Below are 26,943 nucleotides of genomic sequence, written 5' to 3'. Positions count from 1 at the left end.
GTCAGACCAGGCAAGCCTAAGAAACGACGAATGCGAGTTAGATTTATGCCCAACTCCAAGCAAAGTGGCAATCAATCCGACGATTCACTGCTGCGACAATTTCGAGGCGGTCAGTCCGATGCTGCCACGCAACTGTACGCCCGATATGCAACTCGACTGCTGGATTTGGCTCAGCGGAGAACTGGTCACGACCTTACTCAACGCGTGGACCCTGAAGACATTGTTCAAAGCGTATTCAGGACTTTCTTTCGCCGAGCCGCTGAGGGAAGTTACGAAGTACCCGATGGAGACACGCTGTGGAAGTTATTGATGGTGATTGCCCTCAACAAAATTCGCTCCCTGGCAGACTTTCATCGTGCCGACAAACGCGATGTGCGCCGCACTCAGGGCATGCTGGCCAGCGAGGGCGACCTCGGTTCTGCCGACTCGTTGGACATGTTACGCCTGACGATTGAAGACTTGACCCAAGATATGCCCGACGCACACAAACAAATGATCCAACTGCGCATCGAAGGCTTTACGGTCAGTGAAATTGCAGAAAAGGTCGAACGCTCCAAACGATCGACCGAACGCGTGCTGCAGTCGTTCCGCACCTTGCTGATGAACGAGTTGCGGCAAGCTGGCGTCGAAGAAGACGAGGAAGGTCAAGATCTATCTGCGCCTATGGCGGATGACGAACCACCACCCCGCTCTGACGATTGAGAGCCATCAACTATTCCACATCAACGATTGCAGATGCTAGGGCGTCCCGACAGGATGCCAGACAACCCAGCCAGCCAAGATCCATGCGTCAACCTAACTTAGATGAAATCGTCGATCGTTATGAAGCCGCACTGGTTGAAAGCGGATGGCGATCGATTGAAGTTGCGCAGTTCTTGCCTTCACCATCCAGTTCCGAGTATTGGCCTGCCTTGGTCGAACTGCTACGAATTCGCATGGAGCACGCTTATGCTGCGGGGCAACCCATAGGCGTGTCCGACTGCGTTAACCAGTTCCCTGCCCTGCTGAAGCAATCACCTCGGATATCGGAACTCGCCTACGAAGAGTACCGTCTGCGTCACAACGCAGGCCAGCCAGTCACGCCGGCAGAGTTCCGCGAGCGTTGGCAAGTCGACGTCTCCAGTTGGCACGCGGCCGATCTCCGTGATGACGGATTACCTGCCAGTCCTGAGTCGAAAGCATGTGCGATCCAGCTATCGGCCGGTGAGCAATTTGGGCCGTTTCGCATTCTATGTTTGCTCGGTCAAGGAGCTCTTTCAAAAGTCTATCTGGCTCAACAGCTAGATCTCTCGGAGCGATCGGTGGTGCTGAAGGTGTGCTCGCAAGCCACGCTGGAGCCTCAAAAAATCGCCCTGCTGCAACATCCTCACATTGTTCAAGTCTTTTCGGTTCACGAGATCGCGGGCTATCAAGTCTTATGCATGCCGTACGCAGGAGCCACGACGCTAGCGGATCTGCTTGTAAAACTTGGGCAAGACACAGCACCCGAATCGTTCAGCCCTCAGACCATTGCCCGTCGTTCGCAACAGTTGTTTACCACGCTCAGCCATCGCCAACGTGAGGTACAGACGCTAGTCGATCTCTCGCAGCAGGCAACCCAGGCAACCCGACCAGTACATTTGAATCATGGTCTAACTTGGCCAAGTCGCTGGCAAGCCATGCAGGCTGAAGAGATCTTTTGTGAATTGTTGTTACAGTTGGCGCAAGGCTTGAATCACGCGCACCGGTTCGGAATCGTGCATAGCGATCTGAAGCCGGCCAACATCTTGATTGGGGACGATGGGCAGGCGCGACTTGTTGACTTCAACGTAGCGCAGCAAGCAGGCAGTTCGCGACAGTCGTTAATGGGTGGCACCCTACCTTACATGGCTCCCGAGCATTTGGATTCCCTGATTGCAGATCAATGGCGAGCTGGTCCGCAGAGCGACCTGTATTCGCTGGGCGTCATTGCGTTTGAACTATTTTCGGGGCAACTGCCTTTTCGCATGCCCCAGGGTTCGATGGCCACAATGCTCAAGGCCAGTTTGGCTGCCCGCAGAAACAAAGATTTTGCCTATCGCTTGAATCAACGCGATGCCTCAAGCGATATGTGCAGTGTGGTTGAGAAACTGCTCGAGCCGTCACTCGAAAGACGTTATCAATCGGCTGAACAGTTGGCTGAGGATCTACAGCGACATCTCACGCATCGGCCCCTGAAGCATGCAACCAATCGCTCATGGATCCAACGCGTTAAGAAATGGACCGTGCGCCATCCTCGATTGAGCTCCATAACCAGTGTTACCGTGTTATCCACCGTGCTCGCAGGCGCACTGATTGCTGGTCTCTTGCATTTTCGCGGCGAGTATCGTCGTGAGCGAGCAGCGACTCTCGTATCCCAATTCAACGATGAATTGCCTCAAGCGTTGGTGTTAGCGGCTTGTTACCCTCAGTTCGATCACCTGACCCTGGCCGCCGTCGATTCGGTGGAACAAGTATTGGCCGCCGTTCGCGAGCCTGACACCCGACGAATGCGCAGCGAACTAGAGTGCTTGAACGATAGTCAGCGCGCCATGGTGGCCAACGGCTTGCAAGCACTTTCGAGAACCCTAGAAACCACTAGCACCCAACAGACCGCCAACGCTGTGGAAGCGTCGCTGCTCTCCATGAAGGAGGCGGTCGCCCACTTGTCTAACGATGAGTTTACCGACAATCACATCGCGCTGGCGGTCGATCGCGACTTTGCCGAACTGCGATCGGCCACCGATGAATTTGTGAAGGGTGATAGACAACTTGCATTGGACAAACTCCTACCCTTGGTCGAGCGTTCGTCCCAGCATCCCGCTGCGTGGCTGCTCATGGCGGCTTGTTACCAAGAGCGCGGAGAACCCGAACTGGCTGATGCTGCCTATGCAAGTTGCTTAGCGTTGATTCCCAAGAATTGGCAAGCCTGGTATTTTCGCGGGCTGCTGGCTCAACGTAGCGCCTCTGTCAGTCTTCGGCAGGAACAATACCGAGCCGCTGAGGCTTACTACACGCAGGCGCTTAAGTTGCGTTCCGACTTGGACGAGGCCCGCTTCAATCGGGCTCTATGCCGCGAACGACTGGGCCAGCTCGACTCCGCTCTGACCGACGCTGCGGATCTCATCCATCGCTCGCAGTTTTTAGTGCGGGCCCATCTACTGAGTTCACGCCTTCATAAGGCGCAAGGCCAAGTTGATCTGGCGCAAGACGATGTTCGACGCGCGCTCGCCTGTCAGCCGCAGTCAGCCAGCGATTATGCCTATGTTGCGCAAATACATATGCAATCCAATCCGGAGCAAGCCGCTAAGGATTTGCAACAGGCCTATCAACTGGATCCTCATGATCACGAAGTGTTACAAGGCCTGGCGTATCTGCATATGGAAGTGCAACCTGACGCTAACGCTGAAATCTGGTTGAATCGCTGGATCGAAGCCGAACCCACAAGTGCGTTACCCGTAGCCAGCCGCGCGGTTTTCTTCGCTCGCCAGGGTAACTTGCCTGCCGCGCAGGCCGATTGCCTCCAGGCTTTAACGCTGTCTCCCAACCCGCGCGAGAAAGTCCAGATTGCCAGCACGCTTGTGATGATCGCTGACAAGAGCACGCAGACAGAACAAGTCAAAACGCTGCGCCAACAAGCTCTAGCGCTCTTGGCTGACGCAGTGCAATTAGAATGGAGGTTGGTAGGTGAGATAGCTCGCGATGCGGACATGCGATCGCTTGCCTCCGATCCCAAATTTCAACTGATAGTCAAGACCGCCGCAACCCTGGGCCAACTGCCAAAACTCATCGAGAAAACGGAATGAAGACGCCCCGACGTCCACTGCGCATTGAATTCCTCCAGCGGCGCGACATGCTGACTGTCGAATCACTGGCTTGGGATGACGCGTCGAGCTTGCGACTAAGCTTTGTGCCCGATGGCACGCTCGTCGGCGATCAGATCAGTGATTTGAATAGCGTGATGAGCCAATCTCCTGCCGGTCCATTGTGGCGCGAGAGCGTCGTAAAAGCATTTCAGATTTGGTCGCAATATGCCGCCATCAATGTAGGTGTCGTCAACGACAGTGGTGACCCAATTGGCACGCTGGGCCCTGTTCGCGGTGATGAACGTTTTGGTGAGATTCGCGTCGCGGGAATTCCAATGTCTGCCGACACCTGGGCTGCGGCTGTGGAACATCAAAAACTTTCCGCAGGCAGTTGGTCGGGCGACATGTTCTTCAATACCGCCGCCAATTGGAATCAACAGCCCGATGACTTACTGCGCGTAGCCCTACACGAAGCGGGGCATGTGCTCGGTCTACCCCATAACGATGATCCCAACTCGCCCATGCATACCCATGGCATTCCGGCTAACCTGGAACCAACTGCGGCCGACATATCTCTGTTGCAACAAATGTACGGTCCGCGCAGCGTAGACTCTAATGAAGTCGACAAAAGCAACGATAACAGAGGTGATGCAACGCGGATGCGGTTTTCCGATGTCTCGTCTCGGTTTGATGGGGCCAAACCGCTGGTGCACTTCGGTGAAATAACCAGCTCGACGGATCGCGACATCTTCTTCTTTGAACTACCGAACAACTACTCAGGCACAACCACTGTGCATGTAGTCTCGCAAGGGCTCAGCGATTTGCAGTTTCGATTAACCATTATGGATGACAAGGGTGAACTCTTGCAAAGCGGTGAAACGACCGCATCAGCAAATGGTGAAGTTCATTTGCAATTACCAGCCGGCGGCGACGGTGGACGGTATTACTTACAGATCGATGCCATCGGTGATTCGCTACATCAATTCGGTTCGTACGCAGTGATTGCGGAGCTGGATGAGCGCGTGACCGTTCCGTTTGCCGATACGCTGGCGGTGGTGCAACGTGCCCAGCGCTGGTTTGCATCCAGCGCGACGGCCTTGGGTGAATTGGATGTTGGGCAATTGGCCGTCGATCAACATGGTGGAGTAGATTCTACCTTTCTCGTCGACGATCGTGGGAGCAATGATTCATCCGCGTCGGCAACACGCATCGAACCGTTTATCGATAGCAGCTTGCGCCGCGCGGCTCGCACTATCGGTACAATTTCTTCAACGGTTGATGTCGACTATTTCCGCTTCCGCTCATCCAGACCAGCGGGCGGCCAGACCTTTGGCATGTTGCTGCAAATCGGCGCGATCGAGCGCGATGGATTACTGCCCGAGGTCAAGGTGTTCAATGAACAAGGAAACCAACTCGACTCGCAGTATCTGGTAAACGGTAACGGAGAAGTGAAACTGTGGATCGCCGCGGTCGACTCTAATTCTGATTACACGGTACGAATTCAGAGTGCCACTGGTACATCGCGCACAGGCAACTATGAACTGTCAGTTAGTTTTCAGGAGGATCAACCCACCAGGCCCGTTCTAACCGAGCAAGTGCTGACGGACAGTTCACCTGAATTCAACCTGGTTTGGTATGTCGCTCGGCCCCAGTTATTTACGTGGGCATTGGAGGCCGTTGAAACTGGCAATCCGGCTGTGCCTGTCTGGGCGACAATATTTAATGCTCAGCGCCAGGTCATCGCGAATCTGTCTAGTTTGTCAAATGAGTTCCGCACCGGCGACAGCTTGCTGCTTATGCCGGGGACTTACTACTTGCAGCTCGGGGCCCGTTTCAGTGGTTCAAATTCTACCTCGTTGACTGTCAGGTTAGTGGGCGATATCAATGGTGACCCACTGGGTCCACCGCCATTGGATCCTGCTTCGACGCCGATATTCACGTGCCCCGACACCACTGATGTATTTTGCTATCCGCCCGATGTCAGAACGAACGAGCCCTTTGTCTTGCTGCCAGAACCGCCGATCGAATTGCCTTCGACGACTGGGTTTCCCATCGAGATACCCACAGACAGTTGGTTCTACAATTCTGATTTTTTGCCTTTCAATCCAGCACTTCCCAATGACACAAGCGTCGATGGCAGCATCACGCCGCTGGATGCCCTGCTGATCATCAATTTCATCAACGTTTATGGACCAGGCCTGACGCCTCCGCCACCCGCCAATCTGGGCGGCAAGATTGATGTCAATAACGATGGCAATATCACAGCGCTGGATGCGTTGCTGGTTATCAATGCCCTCAATTCAGGACTTGGTGGCGAAGGCGAGCCATGTTTCGCGGTCGCACCCGGCGAAATCGATGATCGAGCCTGGTTAGACTGGGGCGAACAGTAAGCACATGGATACGTTTGTCTAAACGCTGCTTCTTACCTATACTCGAGGGTTACGCAAACCCATGGGAGCAGTTGAATGAATTCGACTTTGAGAATACTCGTAATCGGCAATGTGCTGGCCGTCTTTCTATGTGCTAGCGCTCAGGCGCAATTACCACGCGGCGGCGCAGCCGAACGCGAACGAGGTTTATTCAATCGCATGGGGACGCGCCGCGAGGAACGCTTCAATCGCAATGCACCTCCACCGGGCAGTCCCTTGGCCAATCCGCCGGGTAACGGGCCCGCGGCCAGTCAGCGAGCAGGAGCATTGGGCAACAATCCAGCTGCTGCAGCCCGCGGCGGCAATGCACCCGCCAGTAACGCTGTGCCCAATCAGGCTGGCAGCTCAAACGGTCGCGTTCCACAATCCGCTCCGCCGCTCAATGCCACGGTAAATTCAACCTCGGCCAACTTGGCGAGACCCAATGCTGCAGGTCAAGCTCGCAACAATCCGTACTCAGCAGGTTATGGTCTAGCGCCTAACGCTCAGTCGGAAGGAAATTTGCCGGATGGCAATCTAGCGGCTGGCGACTCAGTCAGAGCTTTGCCTCCCAACCGCTTGCCCTATGATGGGCCTGGAGTATTGATTCGTTTGCCCGAACGTTTACGAGGCGAAGTGAACTATCTGATCGATGATACGGAACACTTTATCGTCTACAGCGGTGAAGCTCGACTACTGCGATTCAAAGATCGATATGAGATCCGGTTTTCGCGCGGCGTAAAGCCTGATGGTCAGTCTTTTGGTGAAGCTCGGTACACGATTACTGAAGGCGTCTATCGGTTTGATGTGACCAGTACCGGTTGGGAACTATATCGTGAGGGCGAAGCCCGCGATGTTGAAGTTGCAGTCAAACAAGCCGAGCAACAAGCCGCTCGAATGCTACAAGCGTCAGCTGAGTTACCAGTCGCGCCCCCTGGGCCAGCTGGCCCATCCGGGCTCGATGCCCAGTTGGATCGCGAGTCAAGTGTTCGCCCATCGAACCCGCGCAATCAAGATTCGATCGAACGTGACGCGCTGGATCTTGACCTGCCCTCCCCTGCCCCGAAAGAAACGGCTAGCGAAGACACGCTGCCTGCCCCACGTTCGATACTGGAACCCACTTAGGTTGTGGATCAATACAGGGCCGATGCTAACTTGCGACGATATTCACTGGTCAGGGGTGAATCATCTGGCAATGCATGAAAGACTTCGACCATCAGGGCGCGAGCCTGTTCGCCGGTTTGTTTGCGATCTTGCATTACCAGGTTCAAACAAATCTCGAAGGCTTCTTCAAAAGCCTCGCGACCGACCAGCGCATTGGCCAGTTCTAATTGAGCTGGCCAGTTCTTGGGCTGGGTCTGGGCATTGACGCGAGCCTGATCCAGATCGATACCAGATCTAGCTTGTAAGGCGAGGGCAGCCTGGATTTTTTTCGCTTCGGGCTCCAGGGGCGCGTCCTGCTCTAACTGTTCGAGCAACTGTACACATTCATCTGCCCTGCCCAGTTGCCATAACAAATCGAGTAGGGCCAGAGTAACATCGCGATTGCGTGGATCAGCCGCCATCATCTCGCGCAGGCTTTGCTCGGCGGCCTGTGAATCATGAGTGGCAGTTTGGGTGGCTTGTTTCAGTTGCTGTTTGGCGTAGAGCCGACTGAGCCATTGACGGATGGCCGACTCGGGCAGTGCGCCTTCAAACGCGTCGATGACTTGCCCCTCGGAGATAGCCATTACCGCTGGAATGCTGGCGACACCGTAGGTGCCGGCAGCTTGCGGTGTTTGCTCGGTATTGGCTTTAACTAAGATGAACTGGCCAGCAGCTTCTTCGGCCAGTTTCTCCAGGATGGGTGAAAGTGCTCGACAGGGGCCACACCACTCGGCCCAGAAATCGAGTACCACCAGTTCATGCTGTGATCGATCGATCACGTCTTGCTGAAAGGTTTCGTCGGTCGTTGAAGTGATCCAGTTGACGTTCATATGGTAATCATCCGCTGCGAGTGGTTGGGGCAACAGATATTTTACACATCAACTGGCAAGTGCGTGAAGGCATAGCGTCAAAAGCTCTACGGCGATCACCCACTTAATATGTCAAGCGATTTTCGACTCGCTACCGATCCAGCCCTTGAGACGCAGTATGGCTCGGCGATAGCGCTTCTTGGCGGCTTCGATAGTGATATTCAGTTCTGCCGCAGCTTCGCGAATGGTGCGGGCTTCGAAGTGAACTAACGTCAATATCTCGCTCTCTAGCAAGGGCATCGACGACAGGATCTCAGCCAACTTCTCACGTGTCTCGCCCTGCTCGGCTCTGGCATCCGGCGGTGTCATCGATGCAGAGAGTTCGCAAATGTCGACCGAGGTCACGAGTTCATTGGCGTGAAACTCGCGGCGCAAGTCGCGACACTTGGTTTCCAGATGTTCGCGTTGAACTTTCGACAACACCTGGCGTACCAGTCGCCGCACCCAGGCCGAGGGCGGTATTTGTGGATCTTCCAAATAGGTAGCCAGTCGATGGCAAGATTCCATATATGCCTCTTGGATGATATCAGAATCATCCAATCGTCGCTTCAATCGTTGATCGATTCGAAACCTGAGCATTTGATGCAACTCTGTTCGCAGAGTCGCGAAGTACCGCGCCAGAGCAACTTCACCACCGTTCCTGAACTCATTCAGGATATCGTCTTCGTTCTTGGTAAGTTCCATCGAAGCTCTCGCAGGGGCGGTAACTGGATCAGGCTGTACGTGAATAGGCATTTAATTACGAACCTCATGAAATTGCGCGGGCGGTATGCCTGGCCAACCATGTTGAGTCTGTAGCCGGCGCACCATTTCCAACGTCCGTGGATCTTTCAGTGCTTCTTCGATACCTCTGGCAACATTGCCAGGCAGTTGGATCTGGGGTGCTTCGAGTGGAATGTGAGCGGCTTCGACGATGCGTCGCATCTCGGTGAAGTAAATCCGCAGATTTTCATCACTCATAATTACTGGCGGTCCACCTTGGGCTTCGATCGGGTTCTTGACTTCATTCAACTCTTCCATGAGATCCAGCAAGCGGCCCGTCGCTTCGTTGGTAAATTTGCGCATCAAAATCGCGTGCGAGGTGGCGGTCAATAACTGCCTGGCCATTTGACGCTCGGCGGGAATTAATCCTGAACGCTCTACCACAGCTGAAAGACGCTGAATCTTGATGACATTGGCGGTATTGGTATCCGCCATATTGCTGACCAGCGTCTGCGCATTGGGGCCGGTCAAGTCACCTTTCTTGTAGCTATCCAACCAGTTGTCCAAGTTCTTCTTGAGTTTCTCGCGATCCTCTTCGGCTATTTCGTATTCGTTGATGGTCTTGCCGATTGCTTGCTGCGCTACTGTGCTGATTGATTCACGGAACTCGGGTGAATCGTTAGTAACAACTTCTTTGATGATGTTTGGCAGTTCCTTGATGAACTCTGTACGCAGGCTGTCATCCTTGAGTACGCCGATGGCGGCAACGGGATCGCGAAATGGATTTTCTTTGCGCGTGTAGTAGTACACTCCGTAACACAGTGCCCCCACGCTCAAGATCCCTGCAAACGTTCCGGAGGCCAGAATTGATCGCCGATACAACTTCGAACGTTTGCCAGAGCGGCGACGTCGATCGCCTACCATATGGCCATGAGCAAATCGTGTTAGTACATAGTTGAATTCGCGGGCAGTCTGATAACGATCTTCGGGGCGTAGTTCGCAAGCCTTCATAATGATGTCGGCCAGCGGTCCGGGCACAGCTGGATTGACTTCGTGCAAGTCGGGCAATTCCAGCGTCGAGCGCTCTTTGATCAACTTGGCTTGGGAAACAGATTCCCAGACTTTTTTGCCGCACGCCAGTTCGTATAGTGTCAGTCCCAGGCCGTAGATGTCGCTGCGTGCATCGCATGCACCGCGGCATTGCTCGGGCGACATGTAGCGTGGCGTACCGATGATGTCGCCGGTCTGACTGATGTCCAAATTACCTTCGACTAGCTTGACCAGACCGAAGTCGGTGACCCACACTTTGCCGTCATCATCGATCAGCAAATTGGCAGGTTTTATGTCGCGATGAATGACGCCTTGTTCGTGGGCATAGGTTAGAGCCGAAGCGACTTGTGCGCCGATATTGGCGATGAAGCACCAGTCGAGAGTCATGGGAGCTCCATGCAAGCGCGTGCTCTCGGCTTCCAGTCCTTCAACCATTCTGCCTAGCGATATGCCTTTGACCCGGTGCATGACCAGGTAAACCAGGTTGTTGTGCGTACCGTGATCATAGACGGGTACGATGTTGGGGTGATTGAGCATCGCGCCGGCTCGAGCTTCTAAGCGAAATCGCTCGGTAGCTCGCTTCCAACCGGGACCTTTAAACGCCAAGACCTTGATCGCCACGTCGCGCTCGAGATCTGCGTGCCAGCCGGCGTAGACACAGCCCATACCACCGCGGCCGATTTCGCTGCGTATATCGTATGGACCGATTTTACTGGGAACTTCATCCTTGGGCTCCTCCGGTGGATTGCTGAGCGTTTCTGCCCAGAGTATCGCTGGGAATTCCGAGACGATGATCGTTGCCATGTCTGGATGCATAGCAGCGAACTGCTCGACGGACTTGATCCGACGGCTGCGATAGAGCCTTAGGAACTCGTCGGCAAGCGAATGATAGGAGGCGTCTTGGGAAAGCGTTGCGGTCATACGATCCTCGCGCAGCTCGGGGCAGCTTATACACGTCACGCGAAAAGGCTACGTCATAATTTCAGTCGCTGGGTACATTGCCCGGCTCTCATCAAAATCACGCCCGCCGAAACTCTAGCGATTGGCTCGACAGTAACAGTAGTCGCGGTTGTGAGGCCTCCCAGACGATCCTACGGGCTGTCGACTACAACGATTCAGTCGACTGTTCCAATCGCACGCCCGGCTAATTTCAGTCCGCGATCAAGCGGCAGCGAAATTTCGAATTTCCGTGTCCCTGAAATTTCTTCCAGTGGCGTCTTGGTTGGTGGCGGGGATTCATGACAACTTGCCACACAGTTCTCTGCAGCTCGTTCACTCACAGGACTTCAATATGAGTATCTCGTTCGAAGAAGCACAAACCAAAGCTCAAGCCCGCGCAGCAGTTCTACAGGCGATCAAGGAAGAGTTAGTGGAACGCCTGGAACTGGAGATTCGTCCCGAAGACATCGACGACGACACGTTTCTTTTCGGTGGCGGACTATCTCTCGATTCAATCGACTCGATGGAAATCATCATCGGCATGCAATCGCGATTCGATGTGATGATTCCGGAAGGTGAAGTTGCACCTCTGCGAACCATCAACACGCTCGCTGACTTCGTTCAATCGCAGCAAGCTTAGTTCAGTTTTGTCGAAGCGATTCTCTCTCAACGTTCATCACTGTCTGACTTCACTCAAAAACTGCGGAGCCTTGAAACATGAGCCATATCAACAATCTTCTCGCTGACCAATTTAACGCTGACCATACCGCCACGGACGTTTTTGGTTACAACACAGCTCTCAACTTTACCGATCCTAAGACCGAATACGAACGCGTACGTCAAGGCGTAGGTATTTCCGATCAAGGTCACTACGGCAAGTTCCGCATCAGTGGCAGCGATGCACTGGACTACTTGAACAATCTCAATCTGCCAGATGTTGCTCGTCTGCCCATCGGCCGCGCCATGACCTCGTTCTTTCTGGGCGATAACGGCGAGATCGTCTGCGAAGCTTATGTTATCGCGATCGGCGACGGTTACATGGTTCTGACCGAAGGTTGCTCGGCTGCTCAAGCGTACGCCTACCTGACTGCAAACGTGGGTAGCTTCTCAGTGGCGATTGAAGATGTAACTAACGACGTCGGCTTGATCGGACTGGATGGTCCCTTCTCGTGGGAACTGCTCAAGGACATGATCGGCGTTAAGATCCTTGGCCTCCGTTACCTGGAGATGTTGGAGAATCAAAAGCTCGGTCCGACGTCGGTTCACATCGTTCGAGCAGGCAAGACTGGTGAATTCGGGTATCTGCTGATTGTGGGCGCCGCCCAAGCGGCCCAGTGTTGGGAGACCCTGCTGACTGCCGGCAGCAAGTATGACATTCAGCCAATTGGCGTAGCGACACTCGATCTGTGCCGCCTGGAAAATCGCTTCCCGAATATGCGATTAGAAGGTACTCGAGTTGCCAATCCACTGGAACTAAATTGCCGCGTGATGTTCGACCACGAGAAAGATGATCACAAAGGTCGCTCTGCCCTGGCTTCACTTATGGAAGTTGGCCAGGCTCGTCGACTGATTGGCTTCACCGTCGAAGGCTCTGCCACCGTTCCAGCCGCTGGTGACCAGGTGATGGTCGACGGACATGTTGTGGGCGAGGTGGCTAACGCTCAGTTCTCGCATGGTCTGGATCACCCCATCGGCTTGGCCCTGATCAATGCAGAACTGGCATACGTGGGAATCGAATTCCAAATTCAGACCAGCAGCGAAGTGCTTAACGTGACCACAGTCTCGGCACCGTTCATCAGCAATCGCAGCATGACGATTCGTCCTCAAGAAGACAGCTACTTCAACTAACACTCGTCGAGGATGTAACTGGTGCCGCGATACATCTCTGCGGCACCAGTTACTCGCGAACTACTAGAGATCCTTCCTAGCGACGGCTTGCCGTCACCATCCGCAGTCAGTGTCTGTGATGAACGTAAGCAGCGCTGACGACGGCAAGCCGTCGCTGGGAAAATCTCAAACAAACCTTTGCAACTGACGTCGCATCGGCTCTCTCGAACGGCTTGCCGTCACCATCCGCAGTCAGTGTCTGTTATGAACGTAACCAGCGCTGACGACGGCAAGCCGTTCGAGAGAGCCATTTTCTTTGGCTAAGTCTAAGCCTTCTGTCACTTACTTTTGTGATACATTGGGTCATTTAAGAATGAGGATGACCCATGCACGTGGACGATGCCATTCGCATGCGCAAGACCGAGAAAGTCTTGGCTAAGCAGGACCTGCCAGCGGGCGACCTGCGGGCGACACTGGAAGAGATTCTCGAGCTGGCAGGTCAAGCACCATTCCATCGCGCGTGCGAAGATATGCACAGGACAGAAGCCTTGCCTGGCATTGAACCGTGGCGTTTTCATGTGTTGGATGCTGCGGGCTGTCGACGCCTGCATCCGCAACTGCCCAAAGAAAACGCCGGTAAGATTCCGGCCATGTTGGCAGCCGCGGATGCCTTGATCATGGCCACTTGGCTACCCAACGCAGGTTCCGCCACTGCGATGGGTGACGAACCTGGATTCGCTTTGACACTCGCCAATGTCGAACACATCGCCGCTGCGTCAGCGGCTATTCAGAATCTCTTGTTGGCAGCCACCGCCCGCTCGATCTCGAACTACTGGTCCAGTGGCGGCGTGTTACGTTCGCCTGAGGTCTTTCAGCTACTGGGCATCCCCGCCAATCAGATCTTGCTAGGCGCGATCTTTCTCTTCCCCAGTTACATAGGCGATGCCGAGCGGGCCCTCAGTAAGCTGCGATCCAAGCGCACCCCCATGCTGCAATGGACCCGGTGGATTTCGTAAACACGGCTATGGGGTGACCACAGCCACTTCCAGGGTGTAGGTCGCCCCACGCTTGTGCTTGTCGCCAGTGAACCACAAAATCTTGCCACCGAGCCTGGCTGATTTTTCATCCGGCGATCGCACATATTGAAAGTCTTCGCCGCTCAGCGGGTCTTTCGGAATAGATAGAGTCAGATCCGCGAGCGATGCCGGAAGTTGACCACTGTTTTCTGCGGACCAGTGGCGTATCGCCTCAACGGTTCGCAGCAATGCGAAACGTTGCTCGAGGTCAGCCACATAGTAAATCGGAACTATATTCAGCTCCAATAAACCTTGATGTACGAAGTCTTCACCTGCAAACTCTTGGTCAATCTTCTGCGCGTGTTCTACCACCGCCTGAAAACATGTGGGCATCTCCAGCATCGCGGCAGGCAGCAACATGTCTTGCATCTCTAGATAACGCAGCCACCAATAGCGCACACTAACTTCTGAGTCGCCCATCGACTTAACGCGATCCGCCAAATGCGGCGCCGACTTAGGCAGGCGTTCCCTCGACGAACTTAGCCACTTGTCTGTAAGAGCTTGGAGCTCTTTGGAATTGTTAGGCGGCAAGGAATGAGAATCGATGGTGATAATGGCCAACAAGATGTCATCCCACAACTTGTCCCATTCTTGTGGAGAGCCAAGTTTGTCCAGCTCTTTCAGCTTGGGATACGTCTGGGCAAAGAGTCGGGAATCCCACTGAATGGCTGGGCGCAGATCGACCATAGGTCGCGGCGGGGGACAGAGCAGGCGCGACGGGGCTGGCATGCAATGCCAGCAAAGCAGACCGGGGTCTCTCCCCGCGCGGACATTTGCTCAACCGTTTGGGGACAGGCCACGAAGATCGGTGGCCGGAAGATGCCAGCTAAGCAAGTGCCCAGCGGCGACACGCGGTCTGTCCCCAGTTGCGCGGCGGGGGACAGAGCAGGCGCGACGGGGCTGGCATGCAATGCCAGCAAATCAGCCCGGGGTCTGTCCCCGCGCGGACATTTGCTCAACCGTTTGGGGACTGACCACGAAGATCGGTGGCCGGAAGATGCCAGCTAAGCAAGTGCCCAGCGGCGACACGCGGTCTGTCCCCAGTTGCGCGACGGGGACAGAGCAGGCGCGACGGGGCTGGCATGCAATGCCAGCAAATCAGCCCGGGGTCTGTCCCCGCGCGGATACTTGCCCAACCGTTTGGGGACAGACCACGGAGATCGGTGGTCGGAAGATGCCTGCTAAGCAGGTGCCCAGCGGCTGGGGACAGCCGCTCTACGGGTGACAGAGAGAGGAGATATTCGACTTCAGGTCAGACGGCTCGCAGTGCCAAGCCCGCTGACTCTTTCAGGAAACTCTCATACGTGCGACGCAAGCCTTCTTCGAGCGAAACTTGCGGCTGCCAACCGGTGCTCTTGAGCAAGCTAATGTCGGTTAGTTTGCGCGGAGTACCGTCGGGCTTAGAGTTATCGGTGACTATCCGACCTGCGTAACCTACCACGCGACAGATCAGCTCTGCCAACTCCATGATCGTTAGATCAACACCAGTCCCAACATTGACCCAGTCCGGTGGATTGTCGAGGGAAAGAAGGTGCAACAACGCGGATGCCAGGTCGTCAACATACAAGAACTCTCGTCGCGGTTTACCACTGCCCCAAATCGTGATCTCTGAATCACCAGCTAGATGGGCCTCATGAATGCGACGCAGCAAGGCTGGCAAGACGTGGCTGTTTTCCGGATGATAATTGTCGCCAGGCCCGTACAGATTGGTCGGCATGGCGGAATGATAAAGCGCACCATATTGCTTTCGATAGTATTGGCACAACTTCAAGCCCGCGATCTTGGCCAGTGCGTAAGCTTCGTTGGTGGGTTCGAGCTGGCTATCGAGCAGAGCGCTTTCTTGTATCGGCTGCGGCGCGTGCTTGGGATAGATGCAGGTGCTTCCCAGAAACAGAAAGCGTCCCACACCGCGACGATAGGCGGCGTCGATCGTATTGACCGCCATCCGCAGGTTATCGCTCAAGAACTGCACGGGGTAAGTATTGTTCGCCAGGATACCGCCGACCTTGGCTGCAGCGAATATCACGGCATCGGGGCGCTGCTCTTCGATAAACGCGTCCACTTCATCGTCACGCGTCAAGTCAATCTGGGTGCGATCGACCGTGATGATGTCATATTCGGAGCGTTGCTGGAGCGCACGTACCACAGCGCTACCAACCATGCCGCGATGTCCAGCTACGAAAATGCGTTCGCGATTCATAATGAATGGATTACTTTCCTTGGGCGATGCGTTGATCCCACCATAGTCAGATCAATGGGCATGAAATTCAAGTAGATCGAATAAACAAATAGTCGGCTTGTACAAGCTCACTGCCGTCGTATACCGGGCTAAAGCGCCCTGACTCTTTGAAGTTCTGGCTCTCCAGGAACTTCGAAATCTCTGGCCGCAGTGCCTGACCTTCATACAGCGTCACTTCGGAACACTCTGCGTAGACATAGCGACAAGATTTTAGAGTTTCCACGGCACCTTGAAGCACCTGCAGTTCAAAGCCTTGGACGTCAAGCTTCATTAGCTGCTCATGACGGCCGGCCCAGTTATCGCGCAAGTCATCCAAACGATTCACAGGCACTTCAATCGAAGCAACTTCATGTGTACCAGGGACGAGTTCCGTTTGACGTTGTCCAATCGCCAACAGCGATGAACAGTCTGGTCGTTTGCTCAAGTGCAGCGTAGCGGAACCCGGCGTAACGCCCAGCGCAGTCTGGATCAACTTAACGCGATCATTCATGTCATGGACTGACTTGAAACGCGCTGCTTCGCTCGGTATCGGCTCAAACGAGACCACAGGGATACTAGGATGAATTAATTGACATGAGAGCGTGAATTGACCACGATTTGCGCCTACGTCCAGCACACCATCTACCTTGAGCTTGCGCAGAACCTGCAAATGCTCAATCGCCGGGAAGACGCCCTTGGAAAGAGCTTTCCAGCAGCGCGGATGCGTTAGCGATGTAATGAGCTTCTGAATTCGAGTACTGGTCCGCAAGGAGCCCATAGCTAAGCATTCGTTGTACAAGGAGTGGCAGAGGGGAAGCGATCACGAATCGGTCGAGCTGGTACGCCGCAGCAAATAGTGTTAGGAGGCAGATCCTTGGTCACAACAGCGCCAGCACCCACGATGCAGCCGCGCCCGATACGCACGTTGCCGACAACAGTGACCTTGTGACCAATAAGGTTGTCACCTTCGAGCACAACGGTCGATGGTGGCAATCGCCCAGCCCAATACACCGATTGCTGAGGATCATCAAAGCGATGATCGTTGCCGACAAACGACACATGGCTGGAGATCAGCACATCGTCACCCACGTCGAGATTGGTCTCGATGAAGGCACCGATACCGATCGCTACGTTGTTACCTACGCGCATGAACTCAGGCGGTGCCAAATAGCAATTTCTAGCAAAGAACACATTCTGGCCCAGAGTCAGTTTGCCGCGCAGTCGCAATTTGTGTTGCAACATGCGCGCCGAGCGCACCAGGTTGCGCAAAGGTTGCAGCGGTCCGCTAATGACCTTGTCGGGCCGATTGTCGGCTGAAGGCGTTTCAGTCATAAAAGAATTCCATAAAGCCTTCGGCCATTCGATCAGCCGAGTAGTTCGTACGACAGAAGTCCGCAATCTGCGTTCTTCGTCCATGCCATACATCGCGCTGGTCCCAAATCTCTTTCATCACGCGGCCGAAATCTTGCTCATCATCTGACTTGAAGAACAACGCATTTTCGCCAGCGGTAATAGCCGCGATTTCGGGTGCATGCGGCTCGTTATCAGCCACAATCATCGGGGTCCCAAATGAGAAACTCTGAATGGCCGACAAGCCTACGTAACCTGGCGAAAGGCAGGCAGCCGACTCACCAAAGAGCACCGACAAACGTTCCAAATCACTCACATGTCCCAGGAATTCTGTTTGCCCCGCGACGTTCAATTCAGCGGCCAATGCCTTTAGCGATTCGTCCAGTGGGCCGGCCCCAACCATCGATAACCGACTGCCCGGCATCTCAGATGCCACGCGCGCAAAGGCTCGAAGTACGAGTTCGGGCTTCTTGGCCGGCACCATGCGGCCGATAAACAAAAAGCGAAAAGGCCTACCTTGTGCCCGATCATAGATCTCGGCGGCTGGGTAGAGGGCGTTGGGCGCGCAGTAGACGCCAACCTGCTTTGGCAAACGCTCGCGAAAGTCAGCGGCATCGCGGGGCGTGTAAGCCAATACATTACCGGCCAGGCGAATCTGCAAGTCGCGTAGGAAGGTCCCGCCCTGCCCTTTACCTTTGCGTGGCCAGGCATGTCCCCAAACTCCCGTCTTGCGCCCTAGCAACCTGCGGCCAAGGATCAACGGCCAATTAGAGACGATGCGCGGATTCAGCTCCAACATGGCGCGCTGGGCTCGCAAGGCTTGGCGAAAGTGTCCAGTTTGAAAGCCAAGTTTGCCGCCCACCACAATGTTCTTGATCTTCTGTTGATTCTTGCCTAAGTCCACGCGCGTGAGCGTCGTGCCGTCGAGATACTTCTCGCCAACCAAAAGTAAGAAGTCGCTGCCCATGCGGGCTTGAACGATCTTCAAAAACTCGCGGCGATAGTCGCCGACAGCCATTTGTACTAAGACGAACTTCATGTCGTTACCGGCGCCTGATCGCTGCGCCAAGAATCTGAATTCCCATGAACAGCAGCAACACCGACACGGTGCCACCGGACAACGCGGCGGTGTGCAATTCACGTGTCGTGAAAAAGAACATGTTCAAAGTCAGCACACACAAGAAAGGGTGAGCTGCATAGTCATTGCGGAACGCCCATTGCAGTTTGGCAATGGCGGACACAAATATACCAACAATAATCGAACTGACACCGATGCCCACAAGCCAGAAGCTTGCATACCCTGAACCGATGAAACCCGACTGGAAGGTCGTGATAACGTCGGGCACGTAATGTTCAGGGATCGCAATCGTGGGATTGATTGGATTCTCTCCCATAGCAGCGGCAATCGGTCCAATATTTCTGAACTCCGTAAAACCCTCCACCTTGGGAAAGTAGTCAAACCACAATCGCAGGGTATCTGAACTAACCAAGCCAATTCGATAGAAGATCACCTCCACAATAGCAGTGACCGACATCGCATTCTCTTCGTACTGGAAGCTATACAGCATTCCGATGATCACAAGCGCGAAACTGCCGAAGAGCAGGAATACGATTCCCTTCTTAACTTGAGAGAGCGGACCAGATAGCTGCCGCTGCCAATAGGTGAAACCAATTACGAAGGCGAGCGCAAAAAAGTACACGAACGGAAACTTATTCATCTGCATGCCGCATAAAACGAACAGCACACTAACAGCAGGGACCAACAGTATCCGCATGGCTGGTTCGTGAATGATATAAGCGATCAAGTACGCAAATAGAATAGCTGTTGACGTTTGACGCGTTAAACTGGCCAACTGTTCGTAGGGCGTTTCCGAAAAGATCACACGCCGAATTTCAACATAGCTGTACTGTGACTTTCCCAGAAACGCGCTGATGTATTCACGCGTGGTTTCAAGACCGGGGCCTTGAATTATTGCGAACGGTATTACATAGATCACCACGGCTATCAGTAGCGGAGTGCCTTTGCCAAAGATGTTCGGGAACGGTCGGTATGCGAATTTGGTGAAGTCAAAAAAGTTGCCCAGGAGCAGGCCTACGCTGACAAGACAGTACGCGATCCCCATCCCCCATTGGAACGAGTGTTCCGATTCAGGTGAAATCACGCGAGCCAACCGATGACTTTCGGTCATTAAGATGGTATGCGGCCCATACTGCAGCATGAAGAAGAAGAAAAAACCGTCTAAAGCGGTAATCAAGGGGCGGCGCAAGTAGAGATAGGTAACTGTCATCACCCCACAAGCGAGAAAAGCAAAAACCGGAGCGAGGTCATCAAAACTCATGGCCGATCAATCGCCTTACCCGACTGGTTATTGGCTGGCGCGAAACAACTGGCCAACGCTTCCTGCAGGATTATACGTTGATCTTTGAACACCTTCTCCAATTTTTTTCGCCACATGGGTTCATCGTTCAGAATTGCATCCACATGTGCAGGCAAGCGATCCAAATCTTCCGTAAAGTGAAGCAATTCGGCCAGGCCGAGATGCTTGAACAGCTCGATAATCTTGCTGTGCGGCGTGTTATCGATGAGCGGAATGGGCAGTGAACCGCTTGTCCACCCAAATAGTAAACTGTGCAAACGATTGCTGATCACGGCACTACTGTGGGAATAGTTTTCAAAGATCCCACGCACGGATTGTTCAGATTGTTCAAATCGCACCACACTACAACCAAGACCGGCGGCCAGCTGATCAGCCAGCTCACGGTCAAAGGTAACTTGCTCAACCACCACCGGTTCGAGAGCTCTTTGGGTGGCACACCGGGCGATCGTACTGACCAGTTGCCCGCAACTGGTCGGCTCCTTCAGCCAGCCTTGTTTACGGAACGAAATCGCGAGCTTGGGGCGAGCTCGCTGGGCTGTCATGGGTTTGTGCAGATCGAGCCCCGTCGTATCGCGTGCATCAAGTAGCAAGAAAGCCATATCAGGACTGTAGTGGGCCGAGGTGGCCCCCAACTGCCTGGCATACTCCAACGATGCCTGGTCACGCACGCCGTAACTGGTATGCAGCCGACCAAGCATGGACTGCAGCCGCGTTTGTAGCGCACCGTAGCGATCGAGCGAAACGCCCGAACGAACTATCTTGGCGCCCTGAATACGACATAGCCCGCAGAAGGCAACCAGCGCTGCACTGTAGCCAATCGTTTTAACGCGATTGGGAATGATGTAGTGCCCAGGCTTGAAAGCAAAAACCACTGGCGAGCGAACGGCCAAACGCTTGAAGAGGTCCGCAAACCACCGCGACTTGGTTGCAAACAACTCAACGTTTTCTACCAACGATAGGCGATGCACTAACCAATTTGGGGCCCGCCGTTGAATGAGATTCACGCGAGCATGCTTGGCCAGCTCGCGAACAACCAACTCGTTGATGATGCAGTCACCCAAGTTCTCGAACTGAGTCTGCAATGAAAAATACACAACTGGCACGCGCGTGCTCAATTACCAGTCTCCCCGGCACCAAGCGCCTGCAACTGACTGACGTGATATCTGGTGGCCCACATTACATAAATCAGAACCGCCACATCGCAAACCAGCAATACCAGACTAATACCGTTCAGTCCCAAACTGCGTGGAAAGACAACCGTAACTACTACCGACAACAATGCCAAAGCTACCCAGATTGCCGAAGCTCTTCCGTGTACCGACATGGCATTGAGGACAGTCATTGCGTTAGTGCTGAAAGCAATCAGACCTGCGCTGATCGACAGCAGTGCAAAAGTCAGCCAGGTGAATTCAAGCTTGTTGGAAGTCCACAGGCTGTAGACCCACTGGCCACACAACAGTAATCCGACCACCGACAAGGCAGATAGAGCCAGGGACAATAGTACCGAACGTCGATGTAAACGCAGTGCGGTCGGATACTCATGCCGGGCCAGCGATTGCGACAACTCGGGCCAGGTAGTGCGCCCCACCGAGGAACAAAACTGAATTGGAAATCGAGCCAGCGTTCTCATGGCAGTAAATGCTGCCACGACTTCTGGGTTAGTAGCCGCCGCCACTGCCAACGTGCTTCCTTGCAACTGGAACGTTTGTGCTAGTGGCAACGAGGCAAAGCCTAATGCAGGCTTCAACAGCGGCCTGACATCCGACCAATTGGTCTTAGGTTTAGCAGAGAGCCACTTGGCTTGACGCAGCAAGTTGGTCCGCAGCAACAGAGCCCCGGTTAAGCGGGCAATGACATAGGCGGCGGCTACAGCCCACACCTGACCACTTAGAAACAACGCGGCAATAACCAAGACGAACTCGCCGATGCGCGTTAAGTGCGTGCCGAACGCAGCTGTGGCTTGTCGATCAATCGATCGATAGCCGGCATAGTAGAGCTGAGTCTGAAAGATGCTGACTGTGTACACTGCCATCAGCAATACGGCAGCGTTGAATTCCCAAACTGCAACCGCGTCTGCTTTGAACCACTTGGTCAGCGGCAGACTAAGCGCCACCAAAGTAATGCCCAGCATGCAGACCACTGAAATTGTATTGATCAATTTGGAAGTGGACCAATAGACCCGACTGGCCTCGTCGGTTTCATGTTGGGCCACATGCTCGGTCATCTTGTTGCCGGTGGCGCTGGCGAAGCCTAGCTCTCCCACACTCAGAACGGCCGGCACTGAGCGGATTGTCAGCCACACGCCAGTGACTGTGGGCCCCCACACATACAGCATGACGGGCAAAAGCAGAAAGCGATCGGCCAGCGTAACCAAATTGCCCAAGGTGTGGGCACCGAAAACTCGCAACATGCGAGAACGAAGTTTACTGCGACTTGGCGATTGTCGCGGTATCGCTGAGTGCTCTGCGGCAGTTGCCTCAACTGTGTCAGCTTCAGCTAATGCGTCGAGGGCCCTGGCTGGTTTTAAAGAATCACCCATCAGCGACAGTTCACTGCTGAACCATGACCTTGGGTTGGTAAGACGCAGGCGAATTACCAACAGCCGAGTTTAGGATGGTCAGAAAGCGGTCGGCAATGCGATCAAGATCAAAGTTTTGCTCGGCATAAGCTCGAGCTGCATTGCCCCAAGCTTGACACTGCTGAGGATCTGCGTTCATCATCGACAGGCCGGCAGCGGCAAATTGATCTGGTTGTGAAGGCTCTGTAACCTTGCCGGCCCCTGCTCCACGAATAATGCGAGAAGCCAGGTTAGCACCCGGAATAGCTGCCAAGATCGGCTTGCCGGCACACAAATAACTCAGCACTTTGGAGGGCACCGAAAACGCAGCCGCGTCATGTTCCAGCACGGCCAATAGCACGTCGGCGCTGCCTAGAATTGACGGGAAGTCCGCTGCGGGTTGAAAGTCCAACAAGCGAACATTGGTTAACTTCTTGTCTGCAACCTGGTCTGCCAACCAGCGTGCACCTGGACTGGACGACACGACCAAAACTTCGGCAGACGGCACTTGGTGCTCTTGCGAGTGATTCAGCAGGGACTCAGCCAGACGCACCAGCAATTCTGGATTGTGCTTCATCGCTAGCGTACCGGAGTACACAAAACGAAATGCATCACTCAAGCCTTGCGACTGCGACCAGGCATTAGGTCGAGCCACGCGCGGTATATCTTGAATCGGAGCCCAGTTCTCAATCACGTGCAATCGATCGTCCGATACACCCGCGCTGTGAGCGAACTGCTTGAAGTCATCGGTGATCAAAATCGCTTGTTGGCTCAACTGCAACGACTGCTTGTCGAGATAGATAAAGTAGCGGCCTACAGCGGAACCAATGACCGGCAAGCGCCGACTCAGCAGCTTTGTGGCGGCCACTCCGTAAAGATCTTGAATCCAAGATAATAGCGGTGTTCGCAGGCTACGAGCTTTCTTGGCCAGACGATTCTGAACCAGTGATGGACTATCAGCAGAGAGGATGACGTCAGCCCCAACCTGTTCGACTTGCGAAGCCAGTTTGGAGGCGTAAGCCACTTCCATCCGCAAGCGACTCACAAATGATTCGCTCGGCCTGCCCGCATAGTTGCTTCGGATGGGCAGCAAGTGCGCTCCGCCGGCAGTCGCAGGATCGGCCTTAGAGTTCGGGCCGTCGTACTGGGCGTTAAACGCGTACGTGACCTTCACCCCTAAAGCAACCAGCTTGGCAGCCAGCTGCTTGGTAAAGGCATAGTTCGCGTAGTCATGAAGCAACAAATGCACGGAGTGAATGTTCCTATCGCACAGTCAATTGAGAACCAGGCATTACGATCCAGTGCCTAGTGGCTTTGGCCTCAAACGCAAATTCGAGCATGATGGCGTTCATGCATATAGTCCGATCAATACGCACCTTCTTGGAATAGTGCGGTCTTGATGGTTCGCCACAGAATATAGAGGTCGAGCGTGCAGGACCAATTTTGGATGTAGAAGCGCGTATAGCGCAGGCGCTCTTCATATTCCAAATTGTTGCGCCCAGAAACTTGCCACAATCCCGTGATGCCAGGTCGAACCGTCACATACAGTTCATAAACCGGGCCGTATTTCTCATGTTCATCTTCGAGAATTGGCCGAGGACCGACGAGGCTCATGTCACCCCATATCACATTGAACAACTGCGGCAGCTCATCCAAACTTGTCTTGCGTAAAAACTTGCCGATGCGAGTTATTCGAGGATCGTTCTTCAGCTTGTGATCGCGTTTGTATAACTCGCGATCTTCTGGATGCGATTGAAAGTGCTTCTCCAACACAGCTTGACCATCGACCACCATGCTGCGGAATTTCCATGCACGGAATGGCAAGCCACCAACGCCGACTCGACGCGAGCCAAAGAAGATTGGCCCTGGCGAAGACATGCGCACGAGCACCGCCAGCACCGCAAACACGGGCACCAAGATCGGCGAGCACATCAAGACCAGGCCGATGTCTAACATACGTTTGGCCAACTGAGCACTCGGCGCGGTTACCGCGCTATAACAATGCAACTCGATAGTACCGTTGCGTTCGCTTAAACGAGTTCGCTCAGTGGGATGGAAACCCAGTTCGGTCGGTAAAGTCACATGCGGTATGCCGTGGTATGCAAAGAAGTCGACCACTTGCCCAGCCGCCGGATTTGTCAGCAATACCCGACAGGCCCGTGTCTGTTTCAACAGCGATTCGATCTGCGAAGCGGGACCGATGTATTGACCACCATCATCCTTACCCAACCAATCCTTCTCGGATTCAAAGGCGACACCAACTGGTCGCAAACCTTCACGACGATTCCGTCGCAACTGTTCAAACGCTTGCTGGCCCACCTGGCCATCACCAATGACCACTACGGGCTGGGCCCACCAGTCGCAACTGGATAGCAGCGACCGAATCACCGAACGGGTCAAAGCCAACATCAGCGGCAACACGGCAGCGAAGTATAGGAAGCTCAAGACTGGAAAACCGGTCTTGGAGACGTTCATCAGCCAGCCCAGCGCAACCGCTGAAACCACAATCAAGCTGGTACGCAGCACCCGCCGAAACTCCAGTGAGTGCGGCAGACCACAGGCAGGATAAAGGCCGTGGATGTGTTGAATTAACAAGGTGAACGCCACGGCGCCCACGGTAAAACTGGCGTGGCCAGAGACAATGTTGTCGCCGTCTAAGCGCCCCGCAACAAATTGCAGCGACACTACGCTCAAAAAAGCGGCAAGAACGTCACCGACAAAGAGCGGTGTACCGGTGACCCAGTCATACGAAGTCTGCAACCTCCCTAACTGCACTGCAGTCTTGGCGGTTACAAAGGGCTGAGACTGCGATAGGGCAACGTTACCGCGAGCAGCAATTTCAGGAATTGATTCAGTGGATGCAATCATGGTTTAGCGTCCTTGGGCGATAGTCCGCACACTCCATATCTCTCGGGCCTAGTATAGTCGGTAGATCGAAAATTTGGGTACAAAAAAGACCTTTGTCAGCGAAACTGCTAATGAGTTTCGCCTCCTCCCGCTTTCTTTAAAGGAGTACTGCTGCCCGCGCCCATCCACCACAGCAACGGGAAACCAATGTCGTGTGGCATCCAGACGGTCAGAAGCCCCGCGGTGACTGCGAGAATCGTGCCACCGGCGTAAAAGCTGACTGCGGCTGCACTACTAAAGTCACCTCTGCGATGACTCATCCAAAAACGTTGAAACCATGAGCTCAAGGCCAACAAGAGAGCAACTGTGAACGCAGCCACTCCAGCCCAACCGAATCTCAAGGTCATCAACACGTACTGATTATCGATATAAGGAACGTTACGGAGCGTTTCGGGATCCACTACACCTACCGGAACGTTCACTGGAAAGCCGCTAACTGCTTCTGTTCCAAAACCTAGCCAGGATGCTCTCTGCATCGCAGCCCAATAGATCTTGATCAAGTACAGCCGGCTCATCGTGCCGCTGACTTGTACTTCTTGGCCATCCACTTCCATGGTCTTGGCGGTGTTTACTGTTTCGCCCCAGTTGGTAATAACCTCAGCGACTTGGTCGCGTTGCCAATATCCCACACCAACCAACGCGATCGCCAACAGGGCAAAAGGAATCCTCAGGTAGGGTGTAAACGTCCACAAGCCGAGCAACACTACCAGCACGGCTCCGACAAACGGAGTTCGCGAGCCCGTACAAAAGATTCCTGCCACACCCACCAGTGGGATAATCCAGGTCCACCTCTTACCGCTGTGTTGACGCGTGCGGTGCCAGGCTCGCAGTAACCAAGGCATGAACATTAGCTGCAGGAACCCGAAATAGATCGGGTGGGCGCAACAACCCCACGCCCGCGTTACGCCCCAGCGCTCGATATCGCGAGCGATACCATCATATTGGCGCTGGCCATAGATAAGCTCCCAGGGATGCTCACCAGAAAAGCCTTCGAATATGCCGCCCAGGGCCAGCGTCAAGCCAACGACCATCCCCCACGCGGACAGGAACCGAATATCATCATTGCCTTGTAAGGCCAGTCGACCAGCAAAATAGGGTACGCACCATTCGCCATAAGCTCGAATTGCCACTGCGCCGAATCCAAGCAAGCTAAAATCTTGCTCGTGAAGATCCGAGGCAAAGTGAATCGCCAACAGACACAACATGGCCGCGTCGAGCCAACCCAGTCGCACCGGAAAGTTGGCTTTCGGATGTACACAGTAGGCGCACAGTCCGAGGATCGTGGCCGCTACGCGACAGTCTAGCCAGATATGTTCACCCAGTTCTAGCTTGGCCCAGGTGGGAACCAAACATGAAACCAGGAACAGGCAACCCAAAGCACGCTGCGGCCCGTACCGCCACGCGACAGCCAGCCATAGCGCGAAGAGCAGACCAACGGTTATAAACCAATCGAGGTTTTCAAAGATGTAACCCCAAACGATCATAGCGGCTGCCAACTATTGACTAGTAAAGCATGCATCGAAATTGCAAGCACAAAGTCGATCGCCTGTCGGCGCACTTCGTTCCCGTGGGTGACAACCCGAAACACGAATGGCTGGCTAATTGGTCTGTCTCAGTCGATTAGTAATTAACATGCGCAGTCCTCGCATCTGTGAAATGGTTTAGATTGGGGACTGCGTAGGAAGCATCGGCTCCGAGCCCAATTGCACTCCC

Annotated in this window: 21 protein-coding genes; 7 read left to right on the top strand and 14 right to left on the bottom strand. The window is 54.2% G+C overall.

Translation table 11 applies throughout. From position 1 onward, the window contains the following. Window positions 1-30: 30 nt before the first annotated feature. The 4 genes from SH573x_RS03895 (at window position 31) to SH573x_RS03880 (ending at window position 7,336) form a co-directional block, all read left to right on the top strand. Window positions 31-702 carry an RNA polymerase sigma factor gene (locus tag SH573x_RS03895; protein ID WP_479353022.1) on the top strand — a complete coding sequence of 224 codons (672 nt, stop codon included), beginning with the start codon at window positions 31-33 and terminating at the stop codon, window positions 700-702. A gap of 83 nt (window positions 703-785) precedes the next feature. Next, complete coding sequence (locus SH573x_RS03890; RefSeq protein WP_479353021.1) at window positions 786-3,803, top strand: protein kinase domain-containing protein; 3,018 nt, start codon at window positions 786-788, stop codon at window positions 3,801-3,803. Further along, window positions 3,800-6,193, top strand: coding sequence for a dockerin type I domain-containing protein (locus SH573x_RS03885; protein ID WP_479353020.1), 2,394 nt, complete (start codon window positions 3,800-3,802; stop codon window positions 6,191-6,193). Before SH573x_RS03890 ends, SH573x_RS03885 begins: the two co-directional genes overlap by 4 nt. A 75-nt stretch (window positions 6,194-6,268) precedes the next feature. Continuing rightward, entirely contained in the window at window positions 6,269-7,336 is a 1,068-nt protein-coding gene (locus tag SH573x_RS03880; RefSeq protein WP_479353019.1) for a hypothetical protein, read from the top strand. An 8-nt stretch (window positions 7,337-7,344) separates the two neighbouring features. On the opposite strand, the gene SH573x_RS03875 is transcribed toward SH573x_RS03880, so the two are convergent. The 3 genes from SH573x_RS03875 to SH573x_RS03865 all read right to left on the bottom strand — a co-directional run bounded on the left by SH573x_RS03875 (window position 7,345) and on the right by SH573x_RS03865 (window position 10,899). Next, window positions 7,345-8,187 (bottom strand): tetratricopeptide repeat protein, encoded by an 843-nt coding sequence (locus SH573x_RS03875; protein ID WP_479353018.1) that lies wholly within the window; start codon window positions 8,185-8,187, stop codon window positions 7,345-7,347. A gap of 111 nt (window positions 8,188-8,298) precedes the next feature. Continuing rightward, complete coding sequence (locus tag SH573x_RS03870) at window positions 8,299-8,961, bottom strand: sigma-70 family RNA polymerase sigma factor (RefSeq protein ID WP_479353017.1); 663 nt, start codon at window positions 8,959-8,961, stop codon at window positions 8,299-8,301. Continuing rightward, the gene (locus SH573x_RS03865; protein WP_479353016.1) at window positions 8,962-10,899 is read right to left on the bottom strand and encodes a serine/threonine protein kinase; all 1,938 of its coding nucleotides are present in this window, start codon (window positions 10,897-10,899) and stop codon (window positions 8,962-8,964) included. 370 nt (window positions 10,900-11,269) lie between these two features. On the opposite strand from SH573x_RS03865, the gene SH573x_RS03860 reads away from it, so the two are divergent. The 3 genes from SH573x_RS03860 (at window position 11,270) to SH573x_RS03850 (ending at window position 13,760) form a co-directional block, all read left to right on the top strand. After that, a complete protein-coding gene (locus SH573x_RS03860) occupies window positions 11,270-11,557 on the top strand; it encodes an acyl carrier protein (protein WP_479353015.1) in 288 nt (95 codons plus the stop codon). Window positions 11,558-11,634: 77 nt separating this feature from the next. Next, a complete protein-coding gene (locus SH573x_RS03855; protein WP_479353014.1) occupies window positions 11,635-12,765 on the top strand; it encodes an aminomethyl transferase family protein in 1,131 nt (376 codons plus the stop codon). 365 nt (window positions 12,766-13,130) lie between these two features. After that, a complete protein-coding gene (locus SH573x_RS03850; protein WP_479353013.1) occupies window positions 13,131-13,760 on the top strand; it encodes a nitroreductase family protein in 630 nt (209 codons plus the stop codon). A 6-nt stretch (window positions 13,761-13,766) separates the two neighbouring features. Here the strand turns inward: SH573x_RS03850 and SH573x_RS03845 are convergent, their stop codons facing one another. The 11 genes from SH573x_RS03845 to SH573x_RS03795 all read right to left on the bottom strand — a co-directional run bounded on the left by SH573x_RS03845 (window position 13,767) and on the right by SH573x_RS03795 (window position 26,714). Further along, complete coding sequence (locus tag SH573x_RS03845; protein WP_479353012.1) at window positions 13,767-14,507, bottom strand: hypothetical protein; 741 nt, start codon at window positions 14,505-14,507, stop codon at window positions 13,767-13,769. A gap of 565 nt (window positions 14,508-15,072) precedes the next feature. Further along, window positions 15,073-16,020 carry a GDP-L-fucose synthase family protein gene (locus SH573x_RS03840; protein WP_479353011.1) on the bottom strand — a complete coding sequence of 316 codons (948 nt, stop codon included), beginning with the start codon at window positions 16,018-16,020 and terminating at the stop codon, window positions 15,073-15,075. A gap of 67 nt (window positions 16,021-16,087) precedes the next feature. Beyond that, window positions 16,088-16,816 (bottom strand): FkbM family methyltransferase, encoded by a 729-nt coding sequence (locus SH573x_RS03835; protein WP_479353010.1) that lies wholly within the window; start codon window positions 16,814-16,816, stop codon window positions 16,088-16,090. Window positions 16,817-16,818: 2 nt separating this feature from the next. Continuing rightward, window positions 16,819-17,370: an acyltransferase gene (locus SH573x_RS03830; protein ID WP_479353009.1), complete on the bottom strand. Its 552-nt coding sequence runs from the start codon at window positions 17,368-17,370 to the stop codon at window positions 16,819-16,821. Further along, window positions 17,363-18,427 (bottom strand): glycosyltransferase, encoded by a 1,065-nt coding sequence (locus SH573x_RS03825; RefSeq protein ID WP_479353008.1) that lies wholly within the window; start codon window positions 18,425-18,427, stop codon window positions 17,363-17,365. Before SH573x_RS03825 ends, SH573x_RS03830 begins: the two co-directional genes overlap by 8 nt. A 4-nt stretch (window positions 18,428-18,431) precedes the next feature. After that, complete coding sequence (locus SH573x_RS03820) at window positions 18,432-19,727, bottom strand: hypothetical protein (protein ID WP_479353007.1); 1,296 nt, start codon at window positions 19,725-19,727, stop codon at window positions 18,432-18,434. Then, on the bottom strand, window positions 19,724-20,881 hold the full coding sequence (locus SH573x_RS03815) for a polysaccharide pyruvyl transferase family protein (protein WP_479353006.1): 1,158 nt from the start codon (window positions 20,879-20,881) through the stop codon (window positions 19,724-19,726). The genes SH573x_RS03820 and SH573x_RS03815 overlap by 4 nt, the downstream gene beginning before the upstream one ends. Beyond that, the gene (locus tag SH573x_RS03810) at window positions 20,878-22,176 is read right to left on the bottom strand and encodes a lipopolysaccharide biosynthesis protein (protein WP_479353005.1); all 1,299 of its coding nucleotides are present in this window, start codon (window positions 22,174-22,176) and stop codon (window positions 20,878-20,880) included. Before SH573x_RS03810 ends, SH573x_RS03815 begins: the two co-directional genes overlap by 4 nt. A gap of 139 nt (window positions 22,177-22,315) precedes the next feature. Further along, the gene (locus SH573x_RS03805) at window positions 22,316-23,572 is read right to left on the bottom strand and encodes a glycosyltransferase family 4 protein (RefSeq protein WP_479353004.1); all 1,257 of its coding nucleotides are present in this window, start codon (window positions 23,570-23,572) and stop codon (window positions 22,316-22,318) included. Between the two features lie 116 nt (window positions 23,573-23,688). Further along, entirely contained in the window at window positions 23,689-25,191 is a 1,503-nt protein-coding gene (locus tag SH573x_RS03800; RefSeq protein WP_479353003.1) for an exopolysaccharide biosynthesis polyprenyl glycosylphosphotransferase, read from the bottom strand. A gap of 107 nt (window positions 25,192-25,298) precedes the next feature. Further along, a complete protein-coding gene (locus tag SH573x_RS03795) occupies window positions 25,299-26,714 on the bottom strand; it encodes an O-antigen ligase family protein (RefSeq protein ID WP_479353002.1) in 1,416 nt (471 codons plus the stop codon). Window positions 26,715-26,943 lie beyond the last annotated feature (229 nt).

It is taken from the genome of Rania fehmarnensis, assembly GCF_056494185.1.
Note: the sequence above shows the minus strand (reverse complement) of the source record. Positions and strands in the feature narration are given on the sequence as shown.

What these genes read in the sequence shown, in the direction of transcription:
- SH573x_RS03895 (WP_479353022.1), top strand. Translation starts at nt 31, where the DNA reads ATGCGAGTTAGATTTATGCCCAACTCCAAGCAAAGTGGCAATCAATCC.
- SH573x_RS03890 (WP_479353021.1), top strand. Translation starts at nt 786, where the DNA reads ATGCGTCAACCTAACTTAGATGAAATCGTCGATCGTTATGAAGCCGCA.
- SH573x_RS03885 (WP_479353020.1), top strand. Translation starts at nt 3,800, where the DNA reads ATGAAGACGCCCCGACGTCCACTGCGCATTGAATTCCTCCAGCGGCGC.
- SH573x_RS03880 (WP_479353019.1), top strand. Translation starts at nt 6,269, where the DNA reads ATGAATTCGACTTTGAGAATACTCGTAATCGGCAATGTGCTGGCCGTC.
- SH573x_RS03875 (WP_479353018.1), bottom strand. Translation starts at nt 8,187, where the DNA reads ATGAACGTCAACTGGATCACTTCAACGACCGACGAAACCTTTCAGCAA.
- SH573x_RS03870 (WP_479353017.1), bottom strand. Translation starts at nt 8,961, where the DNA reads ATGCCTATTCACGTACAGCCTGATCCAGTTACCGCCCCTGCGAGAGCT.
- SH573x_RS03865 (WP_479353016.1), bottom strand. Translation starts at nt 10,899, where the DNA reads ATGACCGCAACGCTTTCCCAAGACGCCTCCTATCATTCGCTTGCCGAC.
- SH573x_RS03860 (WP_479353015.1), top strand. Translation starts at nt 11,270, where the DNA reads ATGAGTATCTCGTTCGAAGAAGCACAAACCAAAGCTCAAGCCCGCGCA.
- SH573x_RS03855 (WP_479353014.1), top strand. Translation starts at nt 11,635, where the DNA reads ATGAGCCATATCAACAATCTTCTCGCTGACCAATTTAACGCTGACCAT.
- SH573x_RS03850 (WP_479353013.1), top strand. Translation starts at nt 13,131, where the DNA reads ATGCACGTGGACGATGCCATTCGCATGCGCAAGACCGAGAAAGTCTTG.
- SH573x_RS03845 (WP_479353012.1), bottom strand. Translation starts at nt 14,507, where the DNA reads ATGGTCGATCTGCGCCCAGCCATTCAGTGGGATTCCCGACTCTTTGCC.
- SH573x_RS03840 (WP_479353011.1), bottom strand. Translation starts at nt 16,020, where the DNA reads ATGAATCGCGAACGCATTTTCGTAGCTGGACATCGCGGCATGGTTGGT.
- SH573x_RS03835 (WP_479353010.1), bottom strand. Translation starts at nt 16,816, where the DNA reads ATGGGCTCCTTGCGGACCAGTACTCGAATTCAGAAGCTCATTACATCG.
- SH573x_RS03830 (WP_479353009.1), bottom strand. Translation starts at nt 17,370, where the DNA reads ATGACTGAAACGCCTTCAGCCGACAATCGGCCCGACAAGGTCATTAGC.
- SH573x_RS03825 (WP_479353008.1), bottom strand. Translation starts at nt 18,427, where the DNA reads ATGAAGTTCGTCTTAGTACAAATGGCTGTCGGCGACTATCGCCGCGAG.
- SH573x_RS03820 (WP_479353007.1), bottom strand. Translation starts at nt 19,727, where the DNA reads ATGAGTTTTGATGACCTCGCTCCGGTTTTTGCTTTTCTCGCTTGTGGG.
- SH573x_RS03810 (WP_479353005.1), bottom strand. Translation starts at nt 22,176, where the DNA reads ATGTTGCGAGTTTTCGGTGCCCACACCTTGGGCAATTTGGTTACGCTG.
- SH573x_RS03800 (WP_479353003.1), bottom strand. Translation starts at nt 25,191, where the DNA reads ATGATTGCATCCACTGAATCAATTCCTGAAATTGCTGCTCGCGGTAAC.
- SH573x_RS03795 (WP_479353002.1), bottom strand. Translation starts at nt 26,714, where the DNA reads ATGATCGTTTGGGGTTACATCTTTGAAAACCTCGATTGGTTTATAACC.